The following is a 20682-nucleotide window of genomic DNA, read 5'->3' on the forward strand; positions in this document are numbered from 1 at the left end:
AGAAAAAGAAAAAAACGCAACTGATTTCTCAGTTGCGTTTCGCCTATATTATTCAAATCAAATATGAATTGGCAAGCCTAATGCTAATTCCGAAGCATCCATGACGATTTCGCCAAGAGATGGATGCGGATGAATCGTCAAGGCGATATCTTCAGCATTCATTCCTGATTCGATTGCTAAAGCTAATTCAGAAACCATATCGCTTGCACCGACTCCCCCGATTTGTGCACCAATCAGCACGTTATCTTCGATTGTCGTAACTAGACGGATGAATCCTTCTGTTTTACCAAGCGATAATGCTCTACCGTTCCCTGAAAATGGGAATTTATATGCTTTTGCTTCGATACCAGCATCTTTTGCTTCTTTGATTGTCATACCTACAGAAGCCAATTCAGGATCAGTAAAGGCTACTGCCGGCATTGCTTTATAATCTACAGCTACTTTTTTGCCAGAGATTGCTTCAGCAGCGATTTTTGCTTCATAACTGGCTTTGTGTGCTAATGCCGCCCCTGGAACGATATCACCGATGGCATAGATATTGGGTACGTTCGTACGTCCTTGTTTATCTACCGTGATCAATCCTCGTTCTCCTACTTCGACGCCTGCTTGTTCTAAGCCCATATCATCCGTATTCGGACGACGACCTACAGTGACCATCACATAATCAGCAGTAACGGATTCTTCTTTCCCATCCACTGCATATTTCACTGTCACGCTGTCGCCGTTATCGACTGCTTCTTTCGCCATTGCATTCGTTACGACTGTTACGCCTTTTTTCTTGAAATCATCTTCTACTAATTTTACTAGATCTTTTTCGTAAGTTGGTAAAATTTGTGGTGAGCCTTCAAGGATCGTTACTTCTGCTCCTAAGTTTGCGTACGCTCCGCCCAATTCGGCACCAATCACACCGCCACCGATGATCACAAATTTCTTAGGTACTTCTTTCAATGCTAATCCGCCAGTAGAATCTAACACACGTCCTCCGAACTTAAATCCTGGAATCTCGATTGGACGGGAACCTGTTGCGATGATTGCGTTATTGAACGAATAAGTTTGAGCTGAATCTGGATGAATGACGCGTAGTGTGTGATCATCTACGAAGAACGCTTCTCCTTCGATTGTTTCAACCTTATGTTTTTTTAATAGGAAACCAACACCAGAAGTCAACGTATGAACAACTTTGTTTTCTTTCCATTCTTGTGTTTTCGCAAAATCTAGTTTGACATTTTCACTAGTTACTCCAAACATTTCAGAATCTAGTGACTCTTGATAATGGTGTCCTGCAGCTATCAGTGCTTTTGAAGGAATACAGCCGACGTTCAAACAAACACCGCCAATATACTCTCTTTCAATGATTGCTACTTTTTGTCCCATTTCAGCAGCGCGGATGGCAGCTACATAGCCACCAGGTCCCGCACCGATTACAACTGTATCTAATTCTACAGCAAAATCTCCAACTACCATTTGTTTATCATCCTTCCATCATTAATAGCTCTGGATCAGCTAAAAGACGTTTGATATTATTCATTGCTTGTTGCGCAGTTGCTCCATCTACGATACGGTGATCGAAACTTAATGACAGTTTCATCACACGACCGACAACGATTTCGCCTTCAGCATTTACGATTGGTTGTTGTGCAATCGTTCCTACACCTAAAATAGCTACTTCTGGATAGTTGATGACTGGTGTAAACCAACCGCCACCTACAGATCCGATATTGCTGATCGTAATCGTTCCATTGCGCATATCTTCTGCAGATAGTTTGCCGTCATGAGCTAATTTTGCTTTCTCATTGATTTCGTCTGCAATAGCAAACATTCCTTTGCGGTCTGCATCTTTCACATTTGGTACATATAGTCCGTGATCCGTATCAGTTGCAATACCGATATTGTAGTAATGTTTATAAACGATTTCTTGGTTTGCATCGTCGATAGATGCATTCAATACTGGGTATTTCTTCACAGTCGCTGTTAAAGCTTTCACGACATATGGCAAGAAAGTAAGTTTCGTACCATTTGCAGCAGCAACTTCTTTAAATCGTTTCCGGTTATCCCATAGTTTAGACACTTCTACTTCATCATGCAATGTCACGTGTGGAGCTGTATGCTTACTGTTGACCATTGCTTTAGCAATAGCTTTACGTGTTGGTGTCATTGCTACACGTTCTTCCAAATCTCCTAAGTTGGACTTGAATGGTTTTGCTGTTGCAGCTGGTTTGCTTTCTGCTGCAGCAGCTGCTTCTTTCGGCGCTGCCGCTTCTGGCGCTTCTGATTTCGCTGGTGCACTGCTTGGACCACCTGTCAAGAAGTTTTCGATGTCCTCTTTTGTTACTCTGCCACCTTTTCCAGTTGCAGTTACTTGTGAGATATCTACATCTTTTTCGCGGGCAAATTGACGAACAGATGGCATAGCCAATACACGTTTATTGGGATCGGCAGCTTCAACGACACTTGCTGAACCTGATGTTTCCACTTTTTCTTTTGGTGCTTCAGCTGATGGCGCACTAGTTGATGGTGCACCATTGTGTCCAGGAGCATCGATTTCTACTAACACGTCCCCAACATTTGCTACTGTGCCTTCTGGGACAATCACGTTTTTAACTGTCCCGGTTACGGGTGACGGGATTTCTTCTACTGATTTGTCGTTTTGAACTTCTAATAATGTATCATCTTCATTGATTGTATCTCCTGGTTTGACGAACCATTTGACGATTTCACCTTCTGCAATTCCTTCACCGATATCCGGTAACTTGAATTGGAAGACTCCTTCGCTTGACGATCCAGCTGATTCTGTATCAACAGTTGGTTCAGCAGCCGGGTTAGCTGGAGTTTGGGATTCTGCGGCTACACCACTGTCCCCTTCATTGTCTTCGTGTCCTGGTGCATCGATTTCTACCAATACATCCCCAACATTTGCTACTGTACCTTCTGGAACAATGACATTTTTAACCGTTCCTGTTACAGGTGAGGGGATTTCTTCTACTGATTTGTCGTTTTGAACTTCTAATAATGTATCATCTTCATTAATCGTATCTCCTGGTTTGACGAACCATTTGACGATTTCACCTTCTGCAATTCCTTCACCGATATCCGGCAATTTAAATTGATAAGCCATGACTTTGTTTCGTCCCTTCTTTTCTTAAAATTCCGCGATCTCTTTTACTTTGTCTTCGATATCTTTTGCGTTTGGCAACCAAACATTTTCTGCTTGACCAAACGGGAAGACTGTATCAGGTGCAGAAACTCGTCCGATTGGGGCTTCTAATGAAAGGATAGCGCGTTCTGAGATCTCAGAAACTACTTGCGCAGCAACACCCGCTTGTCGTTGTGCTTCTTGGACAACGACTACGCGACCCGTTTTTTCCACGGATTGAATGATCGTTTCTACATCTAATGGCGCAACTGTACGAAGATCAATGATTTCAACAGAGATATTTTCTTTTGCAAGATTATCTGCTGCTTTGATTGCTTCACGCACCATTGCCCCGTATGTGATAACAGATACATCTGTTCCTTCACGAGTAACTGCTGCTTTGTCCAAAGGAACTTCGTAAGCTTCATCCGGCACTTCTTCTCGGAATGAGCGATATAGTTTCATGTGTTCTAGGAAAACAACTGGATCGTTACTTCTAATAGAAGAAATCAATAGTCCTTTTGCATCGTAAGGATTTGATGGGATCACTACTCGAATACCAGGAGACTGGGCAATCAAACCTTCTAAATTATCTGAATGCAGTTCTGGTGTATGAACACCGCCACCAAATGGTGAACGGATCGTGATTGGTAGATTTCTAGTACCGCTCATTCGATATCTTGTACGAGCCATTTGAGCTACTACTTCATCCATTGCTTCGAAAATAAAACCAAAGAATTGGATTTCAGGAACTGGACGAAATCCTTCCAACGCAAGCCCAAAACTCAACCCTGCGATTCCAGATTCAGCTAAAGGAGTATCGAATACTCGGTCTTCTCCGAATTTTTCCTGCAATCCTTCAGTTGCCCGGAAAACTCCTCCGTTTTTCCCAACATCTTCACCAAAAACAACGACATTCTCGTCATTTTCTAGTTCAAGTGCTAAGGCATCGGTGATTGCTTGGATCATTGTTTTTTGTGCCATGATTATTTCGACTCCTTCGCTTCATAAATTGCAATTTGTTCTTTGATTGATTGTGGAGATACTTCGAACATGTTTTTCAAGAAATCTGAAACCTTTTGTTTTGGAACTTTGTCGGCTTCTGCGATAGCTGCTTTGATTTCTTCTTTAGTTGCTTCAATCACTTGTTCTTCTTTTTCTTCAGACCAAAGTCCTTTTTCCGTCAGATATTTACGGAAGCGGATCAATGGATCTTTTCTCTGCCATTCGTCATCTGTGTCTTTTGTACGGTAGCGTGTTGGATCGTCCCCAGATAGTGTATGGGGTCCGTAACGATAAGTCAGTGTTTCGATTAGGACTGGTCCATTTCCGCTGATCGCCCATTCCCGTGCCATTTTAGATACAGTATACACTGCAAGCGGATCCATTCCATCGACTTGAATACCTGGAATCCCAGCTGCGACAGCTTTTTGTGCAAGTGTTTTTGCTGCGGTTTGTTTTTCACGAGGTGTAGAGATCGCATACCCGTTGTTTTGGATATAAAACACAGCATTTGCATGGTAAGCGCCAGCGAAATTGATTGCTTCGTAAAAATCACCTTGTGATGAACCGCCATCACCAGTATAAGTGAAGACAACATTTTTCTTGTTGCGTTTCTTCAAACCTAATGCAACACCGGCTGCTTGTACATATTGTGCACCGATGATGATTTGTGGTGGTAGAGCTTTCAATTCTTCTGGATAAGAATTACCTGCAGCATGTCCTCTAGACCATAAAAATGCTTGGGATAAAGGTAAACCATGTTTTACTAGTTGAGGGACATCTCGATAACCTGGAAGAAGAACATCTTCTTTATCAAATGCATACGCGCTGGCCAGCTGACTTGCCTCTTGTCCTGCAGTTGGTGCAAAAAAGCCTAGGCGTCCTTGGCGGTTCAGCGCTGTGGAACGTTGGTCTAATACACGAGACCATACCATGTGAGTCATTAATTCAACGAGTTCATCATCGGATAAATCAGGTACTAAATCTTTGTTAACTACGTTTCCATCTTGATCAAGTGCTTGATATACTGGGAAATCTGCATTGACTTCATCTAGCAGTGCTTGGAAGTCGATCGGTGCTTTTTTGTTTGCCATTTGTCACACATTCCTCTCTCATCTATAAGAAAATCTCTTCATTCTGCGATTGAAACAGCGAATAAAACTGTATCACTATTTAACCGTCTTCATTAATAAATTATCATGGATTTATGAGAAATACAAGCTAAAAGCACAAATTTTCACGATGAAAGGAAATTATGTCAATCCGCATATTAACAGCTTTAGTGAATATAATCACAATTAGGAAAGCGTTTTATATTTAGGCTGTGTTTTTTCTATTTTCTAATCAAACTTACAATGATCTGTTTCTATTTAGAAACGCTGGTGTTATACAGTTTTGCTGCAACTATTTATTTTCTTAAGACATCGTGAATGGCTATACAAAGAGTGTATTTTTCTCTAATACTTTGCCTCGTCTTCTTTTTACGAAAAAAAAAGAAACAGCCGGAAATTTAAATCCCAGCTGTTATATTCTTTAATCTTTTTACTTTGTGAAATTATTCTGTTAACCACTGTTCTAAAATTTTCATCTTTGAATAAAACAACGATATGTTGGCTTCATCTAGACGACTGTAATTGATTCTGATTCCATTTATATCTTGCCCAAAAAGTAGACTTGGTGCGATTCCTAGACCCAAATCTACTACTTTTTCTGCTAGTTGAGGGTCCAGCTTTTTTCCATCCCAAGTGATCCAAGCATAATAACCACCTAAAATCGAATGAAGCTTGAAAAACGATTGAGACTCCGCCCAAATGCTTATCAGTTGGCTTTTTTCTTTCAATTTTTTTCTTACATCCAACATTTTCAAATCAATTGCTTCATCAAATATATTAGCGGCCGTGATTTGTGTAAGGATGTTCATCGAAAACTCCATCATTTCTTGCGCTTTAGCTAGTTGCGAGATAAAGGCCTCTGGTCCGATCAACCAACCGATTTTCGTTGTTTTTCCTAAAATTCTAGATAACGAACCGACATATAATACATTATCCGGATCAATCGTTCGTATAGGAAGAACTTCATCTTGGTTTAGAAATGAAAGGTCCGTAAATACATCGTCTTCAATAATTGGAAGCCGATACTGCCGACACAATTCTACTAGCTTTTCTCGTCGCTTTTGACTCATCACTTTTCCTGTAGGGTTTTGAAAATTGGGGTTGATCAGCACTGCTTTCAATTTATTTTTTTGGATCGATTCTTTCAGTTTTTCTAAGTCGATCCCTTCTTCATCCATCGGTATCCCAAATAAACGCGTTCCTGAAGCTTTGAAAAGAGGTAATCGGTAAAAAAAAGAAGGTGACTCTACAGCTATCCCCTCTCCAGCAGAAAGAATCGTTTGTAAGATCAAAAAGATTGCTTGCTGACCACCACCAGTCACCAGAAGCTGGTTTAGGGAAAAGGTCAGTTCAAATTTACTTTCCAAATACTGTTTGATTTTGTTACGTAACGGAGTATAGCCTAAAAGATCCATTTCTTTTTCTTCCGCTAAGATTTCTTCAAGAGAATAAGAAGGAAACTCAAAATTCGGCAAAAGCTCATCTGGCATCTCACTCGCATATAAGTCAAGGAACAATGTTTTTTGGCTCTGCTTTGCTTCTTTTATTTTTTGTTCATACCAATCCGTCTGTTCATAGCGAGGTGAGATCATTCGTCGCCAATCGATTCTTGGAACGGCGAATTTCCCCCATTCAGTCTGATTGACGAACCAACCGCTGCCACGTTTACTTGTTAATACGCCAAGCTCTCTAAGTTCTTCCAATGCATGAACAACGGTGGAACGATTTACACCAAAAAATTGCCCTAGTTTTCGTTCCGATTCAAGTTGATCTCCAGGATTGATTCTTCCACTTTCGATTTCTCTCATGATCTGTTCCATGATTTGACGATAAATCGGTCCTTGTTTTTTCTCTACTTTTCCCCACATAGTCCTCTCTTTTCTGTTGTCCATTCTTTCTATTGATTTTACCGAATTTACGAGAAAAAAGAAAAGCTTTTTTTTGCAAAACATAAAAAACGGAAGGTTCTGTTATGAACCTTCCGCTGATATTTTACTCATTATTTAGATCGTATCTCCATTAAAAATCGAATTTTTCACGATGACATAATCAACTTTCCGAATGGATTCCAGATCTCTTCCTCCAGCATATGAAATAGATGACTGAAGGTCTTGTTGCATTTCCACTAGTGTATCTTTCAAAGATCCTTTATGTTGGATCCAGATTTTCTTTCCTTCAACATTTCGTTTTTCACCTTTTTGGAATTCTGAAGCAGAACCAAAGTATTCTTTATATACAATTCCGTTTTCGACTTTTGTTTCGCCAGGAGATTCCTCGTGACCGGCAAACAATGAGCCAATCATAACCATTGTCGCTCCAAAACGGACAGATTTTGCAATATCGCCATGTGTTCTGATCCCACCGTCAGCGATGATCGGCTTGCGAGCTGCTTTCGCACACCATCTAAGAGCGGCCAGTTGCCAGCCTCCAGTTCCAAAGCCTGTCTTGATTTTTGTAATACATACTTTTCCTGGACCAATCCCGACTTTTGTTGCATCTGCACCCGCATTTTCCAATTCACGGACGGCTTCCGGTGTACCAACATTACCGGCAATCACAAAAGTTTCAGGCAAATATTTTTTAATATGCTGGATCATATCAATAACTGAGTTAGCATGTCCATGTGCGATGTCGATAGTGATATAATCAGGATTTAGCGATTCTTCTGCCAACTTCTCTATAAAGGAATATTCCTCTTTCTTGACGCCAACACTGATTGAGGTAATCAATCCGCGCTTTTTCATTTTTTTGATAAACGGAATTCGGGCTGCTTCATCAAACCGATGCATGATATAGAAATAACCATTTTCCGCTAAGAATTCTGCAATCGTTTCATCAATAATCGTCTGCATGTTGGCAGGCACTACTGGCATTTTGAATGTATGTTTACCTAATGTGACCGTTGTATCACATTCAGAACGGCTATTTACGATACATTTATTAGGAATTAATTGAATATCTTCGTAATCAAATACTTTCATTACATTATCCTCCTGATGTTCACATCCAGCAAAACACGAACATTATTAATTTAATCAGGGCTTTTTTTAGCGCCCTATGTAATTTAACTCAATTAAGCGAAAAAATCAAGAGCAAAAAGAGAATTTATACGAATGGTAAAAAAACATACATTATTTTTAGTCTATACAAACGAAGCAATGAATGTTCGCTTTTAGCGAAAAAAACATACTAAGATTAGAGGGGAACATCATTGACGAATGATGTTCTCCTCTATTTTCTATTTTTAGATTATAGTGAAGAGTGAAAGAAAGTTCGAACAAAGCCTTGAGGACTACGAGTCCCTATCAAAAACCGAACTTCTTTACTGTCATTTTAGAATCAGGTTTACGTATGTTGGGGCCATGAGCCCGTGTATAGGAAATTGGAATCGAAATGAAGCAGTAAAGTTCTTTCAAAACTTAAAAAGGAGGAAAACAAATGCCTTACATTCTTGCATTAGATGTTTCAATGGGACACAGCTACAGTGTCCTATACAAAGACGACACCTGCTTATTTGAAGACGAGATTGAACACACTCAAAGAGGATTTCATGCATTACTCGAAGAGATCCAGCACTTGCCTGAACGTCCATTGATTGTTTTTGAAGCAACGGGGATTTATTCCAGACCAGTCGAAAAGTTCTTTCAAGATCATCACTTTTCTTACTGTTTGTTAAACCCGTTAGAAGCGAAAAAACAGATGGAAGAAAGCACCTTACGCAGTTGGAAAACAGATAAATCGGATGCCCATCGGCTCGCACAGACTCATCTTAAAAGTCAACGTCAGCCAAAAGAAGTACAAAGCAATTTTTACTTAGAGATGCGCGATTTAGCCCGTTTTTATCAAGAAATTGAGAAGAAAATCACTCGTCTGCGCATGGATTTACACAACTGTCTTCAGTTGACTTTTCCAGAGCTTGAACAGTTCTTTTCAAACAGGCTGACCCCTTACGCATTGACATTGATCCGTCTTTTTCCCCATCCAGATTTTGTATTGGCATCTACTCGGACAAAAATAAAAAATAAACTGATCAACGAAACACGGAAAAAAATCTCCGCGAATCGTGCCGAGCAAAAGGCAGATCAAATCATCCACTATGCACAGTGTGCCTATCCAGCTGTTGAAAAAGACAGTATCCAATGTCAAAAAACAATCTATTACGCCGAACTTCTCCAAGATTTACTCGAACAAAAAGAAGCACTGGCGACACAAATGATCAAAAAAGCCGAAGGCTCTCCTTGCTTTTTGTTGTACCAAACGTTCCCTGGGATTGGCGCACTCACAGCCGCTTTATTGCTCGGTGAATTAGGAGATATCACACGATTTAAAACCCATAAACAATTGAATGCTTTTGTCGGAATCGACATCCGACGGTATCAATCAGGTAAGTATACTGGCCAAGACCGCATCAATAAGCGTGGTAATCCCAAAGCACGGAAAATTATTTTCTTCACCATTCGAAATATGATTCGCCAGCAACGCGCAGCTCCTAATCATATTGTCGATTATTACTACAAATTAAAAAAGCAACCTATCCCTAAGAAAGAGAAGGTTGCCACAGTTGCTTGTATGAACAAGCTTCTGAAATGTATGCACGCTATGGTTAGGGCACATACAGAGTACGACTATGCGTACGCGGTCTCAGTGGACCATTAACTAAACCACTTACAGTATACCACTTCTTTGCCCAGATCGAAAATTTTTTACGAACGGGGCTTTATTTGGTGTGCCTTGATTTTGTCGCTTTCGTTTACGAGCTATTTTTCTTGCACCTTTTACTTGACTAATCGTAGGAAAAAGGCTGTGACAAATGTCTTGTCACAGTCTTTTTTCTGAATAAACGATGTTCTCCTACGTTGTCCGTTTTTTCTTGTTATACAAGTCTAATACAACGGCTAAAAGCAAGATCAACCCTTTGATCGCCTGCTGCCAATCTACCCCAACGCCTAAAATCGACATGCCATTGTTCAATACACCCATGACCAAGCCACCGACAATCGCCCCCATAATCGTTCCGATGCCGCCGGATGTCGAAGCACCGCCAAAATATACTGCCGCCATCGCATCTAGTTCCATCGAAGTACCCGCTTGAGGTGTCGCCGCATTTAACCGAGCTGCTAAGACTAATCCAGCTAAAGCTGCCATGACTCCCATGTTGACGAAAACCCAGAACGTGATCCGCTTTGTTTTGATTCCTGATAGTTCAGCCGCTTTTCGATTTCCGCCCGTCGCATAAATCTGGCGACCTGCTACTGTTTTATTTGTCAAAAACCCATATGCTGCGACGATCAAACCGAGAATGATCAAAATGATCGGATATCCTTGATAAGAGGCAAAGATATAAGTTATCCCTAGTACAACGACTGCTGTAAATACCGCCTTTACCAAGAAAGCTGTTGGAGATTCCACTTCAAATAAATGATTTTTCCGACGATTTCTTGTTCGCCATTGCCCAACAACTAACACGATGGTGATGATCATTCCTAAAATCAATGTCAAGAAGTGAAGGCTACTTCCTTCGCTTAAGTCTGGTAAATAACCCGTAGACATTTTTTGGAAAACAGCTGGAAAAGGTGCCAGAGATTGGCCTCCTAGAACAACTTGTGTCAGTCCACGAAACATCAGCAATCCTGCTAAAGTCACGATAAACGCCGGTATCCCAGCATAAGCTATCCAAAAACCTTGCCATGCGCCGATCAGCCCGCCTACTGCAAGACATGTGATGACTGTCACCCACGGGTTCATTTGGCGATTGACCATCATCATGCCCGCAATTGCACCAACAAACGCCATCACTGACCCTACCGACAAATCCACATGACCTAAGAGCACAACTAATAACATCCCTGCAGCTAGTACTAATATATGACTATTTTGCAAAACAAGGTTAGTTATATTCAATGGACGCCAGAAAATACCATCTGTCATCAATTGAAACGCAATAAGTAGTCCCGCTAAAATGATCACCATGCTGTAGCGACCAAAAAGATCAGCTGCTCTACTTTTCAAATTTAGTTTTTTCTCTTTTTTATCCGTAAGATTTTTTGCTTGTTCCAACTTACCCCACCTCTTCTTTCGTCATTAATTTCATCAAGACTTCCTGATCTGCCTCTTCTCGCGAGACTTCTCCTGTAATACGTCCTTCGTTCATCGTATAGATTCGATCACACATTCCTAAGATTTCAGGAAGTTCAGAAGAGATAAGACAGACAGCTTTGCCGTTTGCTGCCATTTCTTCGATAATCGTGTAGATCTCATATTTTGCCCCAACGTCTATCCCACGGGTTGGCTCATCTAAAAAAAGAATATCGGGTTGTGTCATCAGCCACTTGGATAAAACGACTTTTTGTTGATTCCCACCACTAAGACTACTGACAATTTGATGGATGGAGTTTGTTTTTATACGCATCTTTTTCCGGAAATTTTCTGCCTCAGTTACTTCTTTTTCTTTATCTAATACTCCTTTTTGACTTATTTTATCCAAACTGCTCAGCGTCACGTTTTCCCGAATATCCATCAGCAGATTCAGTCCTAAAGATTTTCGGTCCTCCGAGACATAAGCGAGTCCGTTTGCAATGGCTGAAGGAACGGTCTTAACTGATATCTCTGCCCCTTCCTTTGATATACGTCCGGATATCTTGCTTCCATAAGAATGTCCAAATAGACTCATAGCGAATTCAGTTCTGCCCGCTCCCATCAGCCCAGCTATTCCTACAATCTCTCCTTTTTTCAAATGCAAGTTGATATGGTCGTTTATGATTCGCTCCTGATCAAGAGGGTGATAGACCGTCCAGTCTTCTACTTTAAAATAAACTTCTCCAATATCCGGTTTTCTTTCAGGATAACGATCAACTAAATCTCTGCCCACCATCCCGCGAATAATACGCTCTTCGCTGATCATTTCATTTTCTAGCGTCTCAATCGTCTGTCCATCCCGTAAAATGGTGATTCGATCTGCGATATCCACGATTTCATTCAGCTTATGTGAAATAATGATGGAGGTTACACCCTGCTCTTTCAGCTCTCGGATCAATCTCAGCAAATTCGCGCTTTCTTCTTCATTCAATGCAGCGGTAGGCTCATCCAAAATCAATAGACGGACGGATTTTGATAATGCTTTAGCTATTTCAACTAGTTGCTGTTGCCCTACGCCAATCTGGGATACTAGAAGATTCGGGTCGATAGACAAACCGACTTTGTTCAGCAATTCATACGTTTTCTTTTCTGTCAGTTCCCAATCAATCACGCCTCTTTCTGCTTGTTCATTTCCGAGAAAAATATTCTCTTTTACTGAAAGATAAGGACTTAATGCTAATTCTTGATGAATGATGACGATGCCTTTTTCTTCACTATCTTTCAAATCTTTGAATTGACACAGCTTTCCATCATAAAAGATTTCCCCGTCATAGGAGCCATATGGATACAAGCCGCTCAAGACATTCATCAATGTTGATTTTCCCGCTCCGTTTTCTCCGCACAATGCATGGATTTCCCCACGCTCAATCATCAGATTCACGCAATCTAACGCTCGGATTCCAGAAAATTTTTTGGTGATATCTGCCATTTTTAAAATACAATCCGCCATAATTCTTATCCTCTCTCTGACTTAGATCTCTTTAGTTCCTTGTTTGGTTCCTCTCAATTTTTCAGATCGGATTCTTTATAATAATCTGTGTCGATCAGCTCTGCTTGATAATTATCTTTATCGACAGATACTGTATTTGCTAAATACGTAGGAACAGTTTTCACCCCATTATCATAAGTTTCAGTATCATTGACCGGAACCTCTTCTCCATCACTGATTGCTTTGATCATTTCAATCGTATTTTTTGCTAAGATACGTGTGTCTTTAAAGATCGTTTGTGTTTGTTCCCCGGCAATGATCGATTTGACGCCAGCAACTGTCGCATCTTGTCCAGTAATCACAGGTAAAGGTTTACTTTCACTCCCATACCCCACGCCTTTTAATGACGAAATGATTCCTAAACTTATTGGATCATATGGCGACAAAACAGCATCCAATGTTTGGTCAGTATAATTTGCGCTTAACAGATTATCCATCCTTGCTTGCGCCGTAGAACCATCCCAGCGAAGCGTAGCGATTTGACTGAAACTCGTCTGTCCAGATGGCACGATCAACTGACCGTTGTCCATATATGGTTGTAAAACAGACATCACTCCGTTGTAATTAATTAGTGCATTGTTGTCGTCAGGCGAGCCACCAAATAATTCAATCGTGAATGGCCCTTTTCCTTCTTTCAATCCTAAGTGCTCTTCAATATAAGCTGCTTGCGATACACCTACTCCAAAATTATCAAAAGTCGCGTAGTAATCGACATTTTCTGAATTCATCAGTAAACGATCATAGGCGATTACCTTGATATCTGCTTCTTTTTCTTTAGCTAACACATCAGTTAAAGCTGAACCATCGATAGAAGCAATCACAAGTGTATCTACCCCTTTTGTAATCATATTTTCGATTTGCGCTACTTGATTTTCTACTTTATCTTCTCCGTATTGAAGATCTGTTTTATAACCCAGTTTTTCTAATTCTGAGACCATGTTGTTCCCATCAGCGATCCATCTTTCTGCTGATTTGGTCGGCATAGCGATTCCTACATACCCCGTACTATCATCTGCAGATCCTGAATTGCCACACGCACTTAATAGAATGCTTGCGGTCAAAATAGCGATACTCCCAAGAATCTTTCTAAATTTGTTTTTCATTTTTTATCCCCCATTCCAATTGATACACCGAGTATAGCTAATAAAGAAAGCGTTAACATTGATTTTTTTATGGGATTTACTTTAAATTTTTTAGGTGTTCTTTTTTTGTCTTGGATTTTTTTAAGTTTCTTGGATTTTTTTCGATTAATTCCTTTTGACTTTGATTTTCTCCTTTATCTGATAAGATAGTACTAACAAATCCAGATGGAGTGATCTAAAGTGAAACGTGTTTTATTTTTTTTAGCCCTTATTGTAATCGCTTACCAAATGATGGGGTGTACACCTAATACAAAGGAAGCACCTGACCCACTAGTCGTTGGTTTTTCGCAATCAGGAACGGAGAGTAGCTGGCGGAAAAAGCATACTGAATCAATTATCACTGCGCTTGAAAAAGAAGATTACCAAGTTCTCTACCGAAATGGCTACATGAATCAGGAACGGCAAATCCAAGATATACGGACGTTCATTGCCTATAAAGTGGATATGATCATTTTTACTCCTTTGCAAGAATCCGGGTGGGACTCTGTATTAAAAGAAGCAAAGCGAGCAGAGATCCCTGTCATACTTGTCGACAGACATATTCAAACGAATGATCCCGAACTTTTCGTCACCCACATCGGCCCCAGTTTCAAAGCAGAAGGAAATCGGGCGGGTTTATTTGTCAGCAATCACTTCACAAATTCAAAGAAACAGGAAATCAGAATCCTAGAACTTGCTGGTTCAGAGAACTCCACACCGACCAAGCTACGCTCCGAAGGATTTTTGGAATCAATCAATCGTAAACCAACCCTAAAAAAAGATGGAACTATTGACCATAAACCTCCAATGACTATTGTTCACCGAATTGTCGGTGATTTTATTCGGATGAAAGGAAAAGACCAGATGAAACGATATTTAGAAACAAATGATTTATCCGAAATCGATGTATTATACAGCCATAGCGATGAAATGACTCACGGTGCTTTAGCTGCGATAAAAGAAACATCAATCAAACCTGGAGAAGATTTGATCATTGTAACGATTGATGGACAAGAAGATATGATCGAGAATCTACGCTCAGGAATCGTCAATTGCGTAGTCGAGTGTAAACCTGATGTCGGCTGGTATGTAGCCAATACCGTTACTCGTTATTTTGGAAATCTTCAAACAGGAAAAACACTACCTAAAGATATTTTTATTTCCGAGACTGTCTTTTCCCAACAGAATATAGCTAACATCCCAACCAGAAATTATTGACTGGAGAAGTATCATGACAAAAAATTTAAGCATAAAACAGATTTTTGCCCAAGCAAACAAAGCCATGCTTCTATTTGCTGTTATCCCTTTGCTACTGAGCATACTGTTATATTCGCAACAGCTTTTGATTTATCAACAGACGATCGCAAATATCCAAAAAGCAGATGCAATTGCTTTGAAGGTTGATCAAAAAGTTTTGGAAAGTATGTGGGACTTGATTTCTGGCCAAGTAACCGTAGATGAGTTCAATAAGGAAAATATCCTAGAAGAACTTAGGAATGACATTCGAGAGATCAAAAATAATACCAATACACTTAAAGAAATTAGTACGTTAGATGTATCGTTACGTACGATCGATACATTGGAAGATTATCAAACTGAGCTCATTCATCATATCTTGGCAGAAGATTTTATGGATACCAATGAACAGATCATCAATCAGGTAGATTCTGTCACTCAACTACTGTCAGATATTTTACAGGACTTTGTTCGTGTGGAAATCGACTTAGCAAGTCAAAAAAATACGACGCTTGTCCGCTCACTCATTTTATTAACAATAGTAGAATTGGGGGTTCTTAGTACTATTTTTTTCTATGCGAAAAAGAATCGTCGCTTTTTAGAACAAAAGGTCCAAGAGCCGATCAATCAGCTGATCACAATGTCCGAACAGCTTTCTTCAGGAAATCTTGGATTTCGTTTAAACATGCCAGAAACACAAGAACTACAGACACTTACCGCTAGTATGAACAAAATGGCGGAAGAACTAAACCAGTCTTTACGGGAAAACGCTTTGAAACAATACCATTTAGCACAAAGTGAAGTTCGTGTATTGCAAGCTCAGATTACTCCCCATTTTATTTATAACAGTTTGGATGCCATCATTTCTTTGATCGAACAAAACTGCTTTGAAGAAGCTCTGACTATGACCCATGCACTTTCCGGCTTTTTTCGTACGTCTTTAAGCAAAGGACAAGACTGGATTCCTCTTGAAAAGGAAATCAGCCATATCAATGATTATTTGGTCATTTTAAAAATAAGATATAGACATATGCTTGACTATAAGATCGATATACCAGAAACACTTTTTCCTGTTTCTATTTTAAAGATGATTTTGCAACCATTGATCGAAAATGCTGTGTACCATGGAACAAAGTATGTTCGTCACAAAGGATTTATTCGTATTACTGCATGCAAAATCGACGAAATGATCCAATTCAAAGTCATAGACAACGGTATTGGCATTCCTGCAGAAAAACTAGCAGAAATACGTAAAGAGTTAGCCAAAGGGATCGATTCAGATTTCAGTATCGGCTACGGGCTTTACAACGTAAACAAGCGTCTCCTTCTCTATTACGGAAATAATCAAAAACCTATCACGATTGACAGCAAATACCGAGAAGGGACAACTGTCACACTGACGATTCCTATATCTCCCAAAACAATTGGAGGAAACAAATATGTATAAAGTTTTTATCATCGAAGACGAATACCTCATTCGCAATAACTTACGGGAACAAATAACTGCCCTTGGTTCATATTATCCAATCACATATGTCGGGGAAGCTGGAGATGGTGAGATGGCACTGTCTTCGATTATCGACTTACAGCCCGATATCATTCTGACTGATATCCAAATGCCATTCATGGACGGTTTGACTTTTTCAAAAGAAGCAAGGAAACTGCTTCCTTGGACTCGCCTCATATTTATTAGCGGATTCGACGATTTCGATTATATGAAAGGGGCAATCCAAGTACAGGCAGATGATTATCTACTTAAACCAATTAAAAGCAACGAATTGAAACAAGCAATAGAAAAAGCAGTGACTGCTTTAGACTTGCAGCAAAAAGAAACGCTCCCTTCTTCTGACCTTGTTTTCGAATTGAAAAAAAATCATTTCTTGAACGGTTTGTTCAAAGGCTCACTTACAATCAGTGAAACATTGAAACTTGCTGAATCTTTCAATCGCTCTTTAGCAGGGAAAAAAATGACCGTATTATTAGCAGCAAACCAAGTCAGTACAGACTTTGAAGATTACGCTCATCTCAGTGATTATTTGAAGTTTTTATTTAGGGAGAATCAACAAGTGATTTTTTCTGCTGTTTCCTCGCGATTCATTAAATTTTTAATAGTTGATCCTCTTGAAGAAAATGTAATCGAGACCAGTTATCAGGTAGCCCAAACGTTGGTCCATGAATTAGAGAAGGGACAAAAAAATAATTTTTCTGTCGCCATCGGTCCTGTCGCAGAAAGAATCAGCGAATTACCTGCATCTTTCGAGATCACGCAGATGATACTTGAAACTGCCAGTTCCCTTAAAGATCAAATTATCAGCTATGAGGATTTGATTAAAGAAGCGAAACTTCCAGTTGATTCTGTCTTTTACTTTGATCTCTCACTTGATTTGTCTTCATTATCGAAAAACGAAGTATCTAAGTACATCGAACACTTGACGAAACCACAAGGCACACCAACTCGAACACGATTATATCGTTTATTTGTCTTGACTAAGCTACTCCAGCATGTCTGCCTGAAAGAAAAGGAAATCCCGCAAGAAATGGTTCATTGCACATCCACCAGTCAACGCTTAGCAATCAGCGCCGACGATTCGCTTTACCGTTCGACTGTTTATATGTTCATTTCTTTCTTAACTGCTCTGCCCTCACAGCCTTCAAGGAACAAATATCAGCCAATTTTGAACCATGCATTGGATTTTATCAAAGAAAATTTTACCGATCCAGATATGTCCTTAACTTGGGTCGCTCAACAAGTTGCATTAGGCCCCTCTCATTTCAGTACGATTTTTTCTCAATCGTTTAACCAAACATTCATCGATTATCTGACAGAACAAAGAATCGAATTAGCAAAAAAATTATTACAGCAATCAGACTATCGTATCTCAGATATTGCTTTTGAGATTGGTTATAATGACCCTAACTATTTCAGTTATTTATTTAAGAAAAAACAAGGGATTTCCCCAAAAGAATATCGGACACAGATTTTCCTTGAAAACAAAAATAAATAATAAATAAAATCCGTACAGTGATACTCTTTCCCGTTGTAATTAAAAAAAGACGGAATATCTCGAAGCTGAAAATAGCTTTCAAGATATTCCGCCTTTTTAATTGATCGCACCGTTCACCTGCATGACAACTTTTAAGGTAAAATGTTTCCAGCAGCACGGTACAATTCGTACCAATCTTCCCGAGACATATTAATTTCTGATGCTTGAGCGATTTCCTTGATTCGCCCTACGTTCATCGTACCGGCGATTACTTGCATATTGGCTGGATGGCGCAAAATCCAAGCAGAAGCCAAGCCAGTTGGTGTCGTTTGATATTTAGCTGCTAGTTCTTCTAATGTTTGGTTTAATTCAGGGAATTTTTCGTTCCCGATAAATACACCTTCAAAAAATCCATACTGGTATGGCGACCACGCTTGGATCGTCATATCATGCAAACGGGAATAATCAAGTACACTACCATCATGGTCGATACTTGCTTCATCTGTCATATTGACATGAATCCCTTGATCGATCATTCCAGTATGTTTCAAGCCAAATTGCAGCTGATTAGCTACTAATGGTTGACGAACATATTTTTTCAGCAATTCGATTTGCATTGGTTTTTGATTGCTGACACCAAAATAACGGACTTTACCTGATCGTTCCAATTCATCAAATGCTTCAGCTACCTCTTCTGGTTCTACCAATGTATCTGGACGATGAAGAAGTAAAGCATCCACATAATCCATTTTCAGACGGGTCAAACTTTTTTCCACAGATTCAATGATATGTTTTTTAGAAAAATCAAACATCACACCTGGAACGATTCCACATTTTGTTTGAATAAAAAGATCTTCTCGTTTGATTGATGTTTTTGCTAGAGCATCTGCAAAGATTTCTTCACATTCACCGTTCCCATAAATATCTGCATGGTCAAAAAAATCAATGCCGTTTTCATAAGCTGTCTCAATCACTTTTACTGGATCTTCCGCATTGTTGATACGCATACAGCCTAAGATCACTGCAGCTACTTTCTGGTCAGAAGTACCTAATTGAATTTTTTTCATCTGAACTCCTCCTTATTTATATACACAACAAAAGTGTACCACACTCTTTATGAAAAGGCTTCACTAAAATCGACACTTCCGACTATATTTGTTGTATTTTTTTATAAATGGAAGCAGCTGATTTACTTCACGACCAGTTCGCTATTGGCAGCTTTTTCTCCAATATCTGTACGATAAAATGTTCCATCTGTCGTTTTATCCATTAACGCGGTGTAGATTTTTTCCTGTGCTTCTTTGATCGTCTCACCATATGCTTCTACTAAATAAAGACGACCTCCTGCTCCAACTAGTTTGCCGTTATTTGAGGAAACTCCAGCATAGTAAACAGAAAGCTCTTCTTCCAGAAAATCTGGTAGAACCATTCCTGTCTCATATTCTTCGGGGTAACCGGCAGCTGCCACCACAACACCTACATTGTATCCTTCTTGCTGCCACTTTAACTCTACTGCACGATTCTCTAATAAATCATCGATTACTTGCGCAAAGTCACTCTTCAACCGAGAAAGAACGACTTGCGTTTCAGGATCACCGAAACGAGCATTAAATTCGATTACTTTTGGTCCTTCCTTCGTAGCAATCAAACCCGCATATAAAACACCCGTGAAAGAGCGTCCTAGTTCTTTCATTCCTAAAGCCGCTGGTTTCAAAACTTCTTCCACAGCTTTTTCAATCATCTTTTTTGGAATTTGCGGTACTGGTGAATAAGCTCCCATCCCCCCTGTATTTGGCCCTTTATCGTTATCAAATGCCCGCTTATGATCTTGCGAAATGACCATCGGATACACCTTGGTATCACGGACAAACGCCAAAAGGGAGAATTCTTCTCCTGCCAAAAACTCTTCTACGACGATTTTTTTGCTGCTGTTCCCAAATCGATGCTGGTTCAACATTTGTTCTGCCGCATCCAGCGCTTCCTTCACTGTTGTAGCCACGACTACACCTTTTCCAGCTGCTAAGCCATCCGCTTTCACTACGATTGGCGCACCGTTTTCTTTGATATACGCTGCTGCTTTTTCGTAACATTCAAAACTTCTGGATTTAGCTGTCGGGATTTGATACGTCTCCATCAATTGTTTAGCAAAACTTTTCGAACCTTCGATCAGAGCTGCTGCTTTTGTCGGACCGAAGATTTTCAATCCTTCCGCCATAAAATCATCGACGATTCCATTTAATAAAGGAACTTCAGGACCAACGATACTCCAATCAATAGCCTCTTTCTTAACAAAATGAATTAATGCTGAATGATCTTGATCACTGATAGCGACACAATTGATGCCATCCTTTGCCATTCCAGGATTTCCTGGCGCACAATACACAGTATCCACCTTCGGACTGTCTAAAAGTTTTTTACTTATTGCATGTTCACGACCACCTGCACCGATCACCAAAATGTTCATTTATCC

15 protein-coding genes are annotated in these 20682 nt (G+C 39.9%); 4 read left to right on the top strand and 11 right to left on the bottom strand.

Annotated elements, in window-relative coordinates:
* Positions 1–57 precede the first annotated feature (57 nt).
* The 6 genes from lpdA to guaC form a co-directional block, all read right to left on the bottom strand.
* Entirely contained in the window at positions 58–1464 is a 1407-nt protein-coding gene (lpdA, locus tag FTX43_RS11820) for a dihydrolipoyl dehydrogenase (RefSeq protein ID WP_002289686.1), read from the bottom strand.
* A gap of 7 nt (positions 1465–1471) precedes the next feature.
* On the bottom strand, positions 1472–3115 hold the full coding sequence (locus FTX43_RS11825; RefSeq protein ID WP_002309460.1) for a dihydrolipoyllysine-residue acetyltransferase: 1644 nt from the start codon (positions 3113–3115) through the stop codon (positions 1472–1474).
* 24 nt (positions 3116–3139) lie between these two features.
* Positions 3140–4117: an alpha-ketoacid dehydrogenase subunit beta gene (locus FTX43_RS11830; protein ID WP_002292208.1), complete on the bottom strand. Its 978-nt coding sequence runs from the start codon at positions 4115–4117 to the stop codon at positions 3140–3142.
* 2 nt (positions 4118–4119) lie between these two features.
* Positions 4120–5229 (bottom strand): pyruvate dehydrogenase (acetyl-transferring) E1 component subunit alpha, encoded by a 1110-nt coding sequence (pdhA, locus tag FTX43_RS11835; RefSeq protein WP_002309462.1) that lies wholly within the window; start codon positions 5227–5229, stop codon positions 4120–4122.
* A 461-nt stretch (positions 5230–5690) separates the two neighbouring features.
* Entirely contained in the window at positions 5691–7115 is a 1425-nt protein-coding gene (locus tag FTX43_RS11845) for a PLP-dependent aminotransferase family protein (RefSeq protein WP_080491755.1), read from the bottom strand.
* Positions 7116–7250: 135 nt separating this feature from the next.
* Complete coding sequence (gene guaC / locus FTX43_RS11850) at positions 7251–8228, bottom strand: GMP reductase (protein ID WP_002309467.1); 978 nt, start codon at positions 8226–8228, stop codon at positions 7251–7253.
* 457 nt (positions 8229–8685) lie between these two features.
* On the opposite strand from guaC, the gene FTX43_RS11860 reads away from it, so the two are divergent.
* Positions 8686–9903, top strand: a complete 1218-nt coding sequence (locus tag FTX43_RS11860) for an IS110 family transposase (protein ID WP_073490895.1) — start codon at positions 8686–8688, stop codon at positions 9901–9903.
* 195 nt (positions 9904–10098) lie between these two features.
* Here FTX43_RS11860 and mmsB read toward each other — a convergent pair whose 3' ends face one another.
* Genes mmsB through chvE form a run of 3 tightly spaced genes read right to left on the bottom strand, consistent with a single transcriptional unit; the run spans position 10099 to position 13974 of the window.
* A complete protein-coding gene (mmsB, locus tag FTX43_RS11865; protein WP_002309468.1) occupies positions 10099–11304 on the bottom strand; it encodes a multiple monosaccharide ABC transporter permease in 1206 nt (401 codons plus the stop codon).
* Between the two features lies 1 nt (position 11305).
* Positions 11306–12832, bottom strand: a complete 1527-nt coding sequence (mmsA, locus tag FTX43_RS11870) for a multiple monosaccharide ABC transporter ATP-binding protein (protein WP_002309469.1) — start codon at positions 12830–12832, stop codon at positions 11306–11308.
* Positions 12833–12885: 53 nt separating this feature from the next.
* Positions 12886–13974, bottom strand: a complete 1089-nt coding sequence (gene chvE / locus FTX43_RS11875; protein ID WP_147607079.1) for a multiple monosaccharide ABC transporter substrate-binding protein — start codon at positions 13972–13974, stop codon at positions 12886–12888.
* A gap of 219 nt (positions 13975–14193) precedes the next feature.
* On the opposite strand from chvE, the gene FTX43_RS11880 reads away from it, so the two are divergent.
* The 3 genes from FTX43_RS11880 to FTX43_RS11890 are packed head-to-tail and all read left to right on the top strand — an operon-like array spanning position 14194 to position 18233.
* The gene (locus tag FTX43_RS11880; protein WP_073490568.1) at positions 14194–15210 is read left to right on the top strand and encodes an ABC transporter substrate-binding protein; all 1017 of its coding nucleotides are present in this window, start codon (positions 14194–14196) and stop codon (positions 15208–15210) included.
* Between the two features lie 13 nt (positions 15211–15223).
* Positions 15224–16675, top strand: a complete 1452-nt coding sequence (locus FTX43_RS11885) for a sensor histidine kinase (protein ID WP_147607080.1) — start codon at positions 15224–15226, stop codon at positions 16673–16675.
* Positions 16668–18233, top strand: coding sequence for a response regulator (locus FTX43_RS11890; RefSeq protein ID WP_147607081.1), 1566 nt, complete (start codon positions 16668–16670; stop codon positions 18231–18233). Before FTX43_RS11885 ends, FTX43_RS11890 begins: the two co-directional genes overlap by 8 nt.
* 131 nt (positions 18234–18364) lie before the next feature.
* On the opposite strand, the gene FTX43_RS11895 is transcribed toward FTX43_RS11890, so the two are convergent.
* The gene (locus FTX43_RS11895; protein WP_002309474.1) at positions 18365–19279 is read right to left on the bottom strand and encodes an aldo/keto reductase family oxidoreductase; all 915 of its coding nucleotides are present in this window, start codon (positions 19277–19279) and stop codon (positions 18365–18367) included.
* Between the two features lie 122 nt (positions 19280–19401).
* Entirely contained in the window at positions 19402–20676 is a 1275-nt protein-coding gene (gene purD, locus FTX43_RS11900; RefSeq protein WP_002309475.1) for a phosphoribosylamine--glycine ligase, read from the bottom strand.
* Between the last annotated feature and the right edge of the window lie 6 nt (positions 20677–20682).

The sequence above is a fragment of the Enterococcus sp. DA9 genome (genome assembly GCF_008000875.1).
Taxonomy (GTDB): domain Bacteria; phylum Bacillota; class Bacilli; order Lactobacillales; family Enterococcaceae; genus Enterococcus_B; species Enterococcus_B lactis.

Bases quoted from the DNA above. Each gene is read 5' to 3' on its own strand.
- lpdA (WP_002289686.1), bottom strand. From the start codon at position 1,464: ATGGTAGTTGGAGATTTTGCTGTAGAATTAGATACAGTTGTAATCGGT.
- FTX43_RS11825 (WP_002309460.1), bottom strand. From the start codon at position 3,115: ATGGCTTATCAATTTAAATTGCCGGATATCGGTGAAGGAATTGCAGAA.
- FTX43_RS11830 (WP_002292208.1), bottom strand. From the start codon at position 4,117: ATGGCACAAAAAACAATGATCCAAGCAATCACCGATGCCTTAGCACTT.
- pdhA (WP_002309462.1), bottom strand. From the start codon at position 5,229: ATGGCAAACAAAAAAGCACCGATCGACTTCCAAGCACTGCTAGATGAA.
- FTX43_RS11845 (WP_080491755.1), bottom strand. From the start codon at position 7,115: ATGTGGGGAAAAGTAGAGAAAAAACAAGGACCGATTTATCGTCAAATC.
- guaC (WP_002309467.1), bottom strand. From the start codon at position 8,228: ATGAAAGTATTTGATTACGAAGATATTCAATTAATTCCTAATAAATGT.
- FTX43_RS11860 (WP_073490895.1), top strand. From the start codon at position 8,686: ATGCCTTACATTCTTGCATTAGATGTTTCAATGGGACACAGCTACAGT.
- mmsA (WP_002309469.1), bottom strand. From the start codon at position 12,832: ATGGCGGATTGTATTTTAAAAATGGCAGATATCACCAAAAAATTTTCT.
- chvE (WP_147607079.1), bottom strand. From the start codon at position 13,974: ATGAAAAACAAATTTAGAAAGATTCTTGGGAGTATCGCTATTTTGACC.
- FTX43_RS11885 (WP_147607080.1), top strand. From the start codon at position 15,224: ATGACAAAAAATTTAAGCATAAAACAGATTTTTGCCCAAGCAAACAAA.
- FTX43_RS11890 (WP_147607081.1), top strand. From the start codon at position 16,668: ATGTATAAAGTTTTTATCATCGAAGACGAATACCTCATTCGCAATAAC.
- FTX43_RS11895 (WP_002309474.1), bottom strand. From the start codon at position 19,279: ATGAAAAAAATTCAATTAGGTACTTCTGACCAGAAAGTAGCTGCAGTG.
- purD (WP_002309475.1), bottom strand. From the start codon at position 20,676: ATGAACATTTTGGTGATCGGTGCAGGTGGTCGTGAACATGCAATAAGT.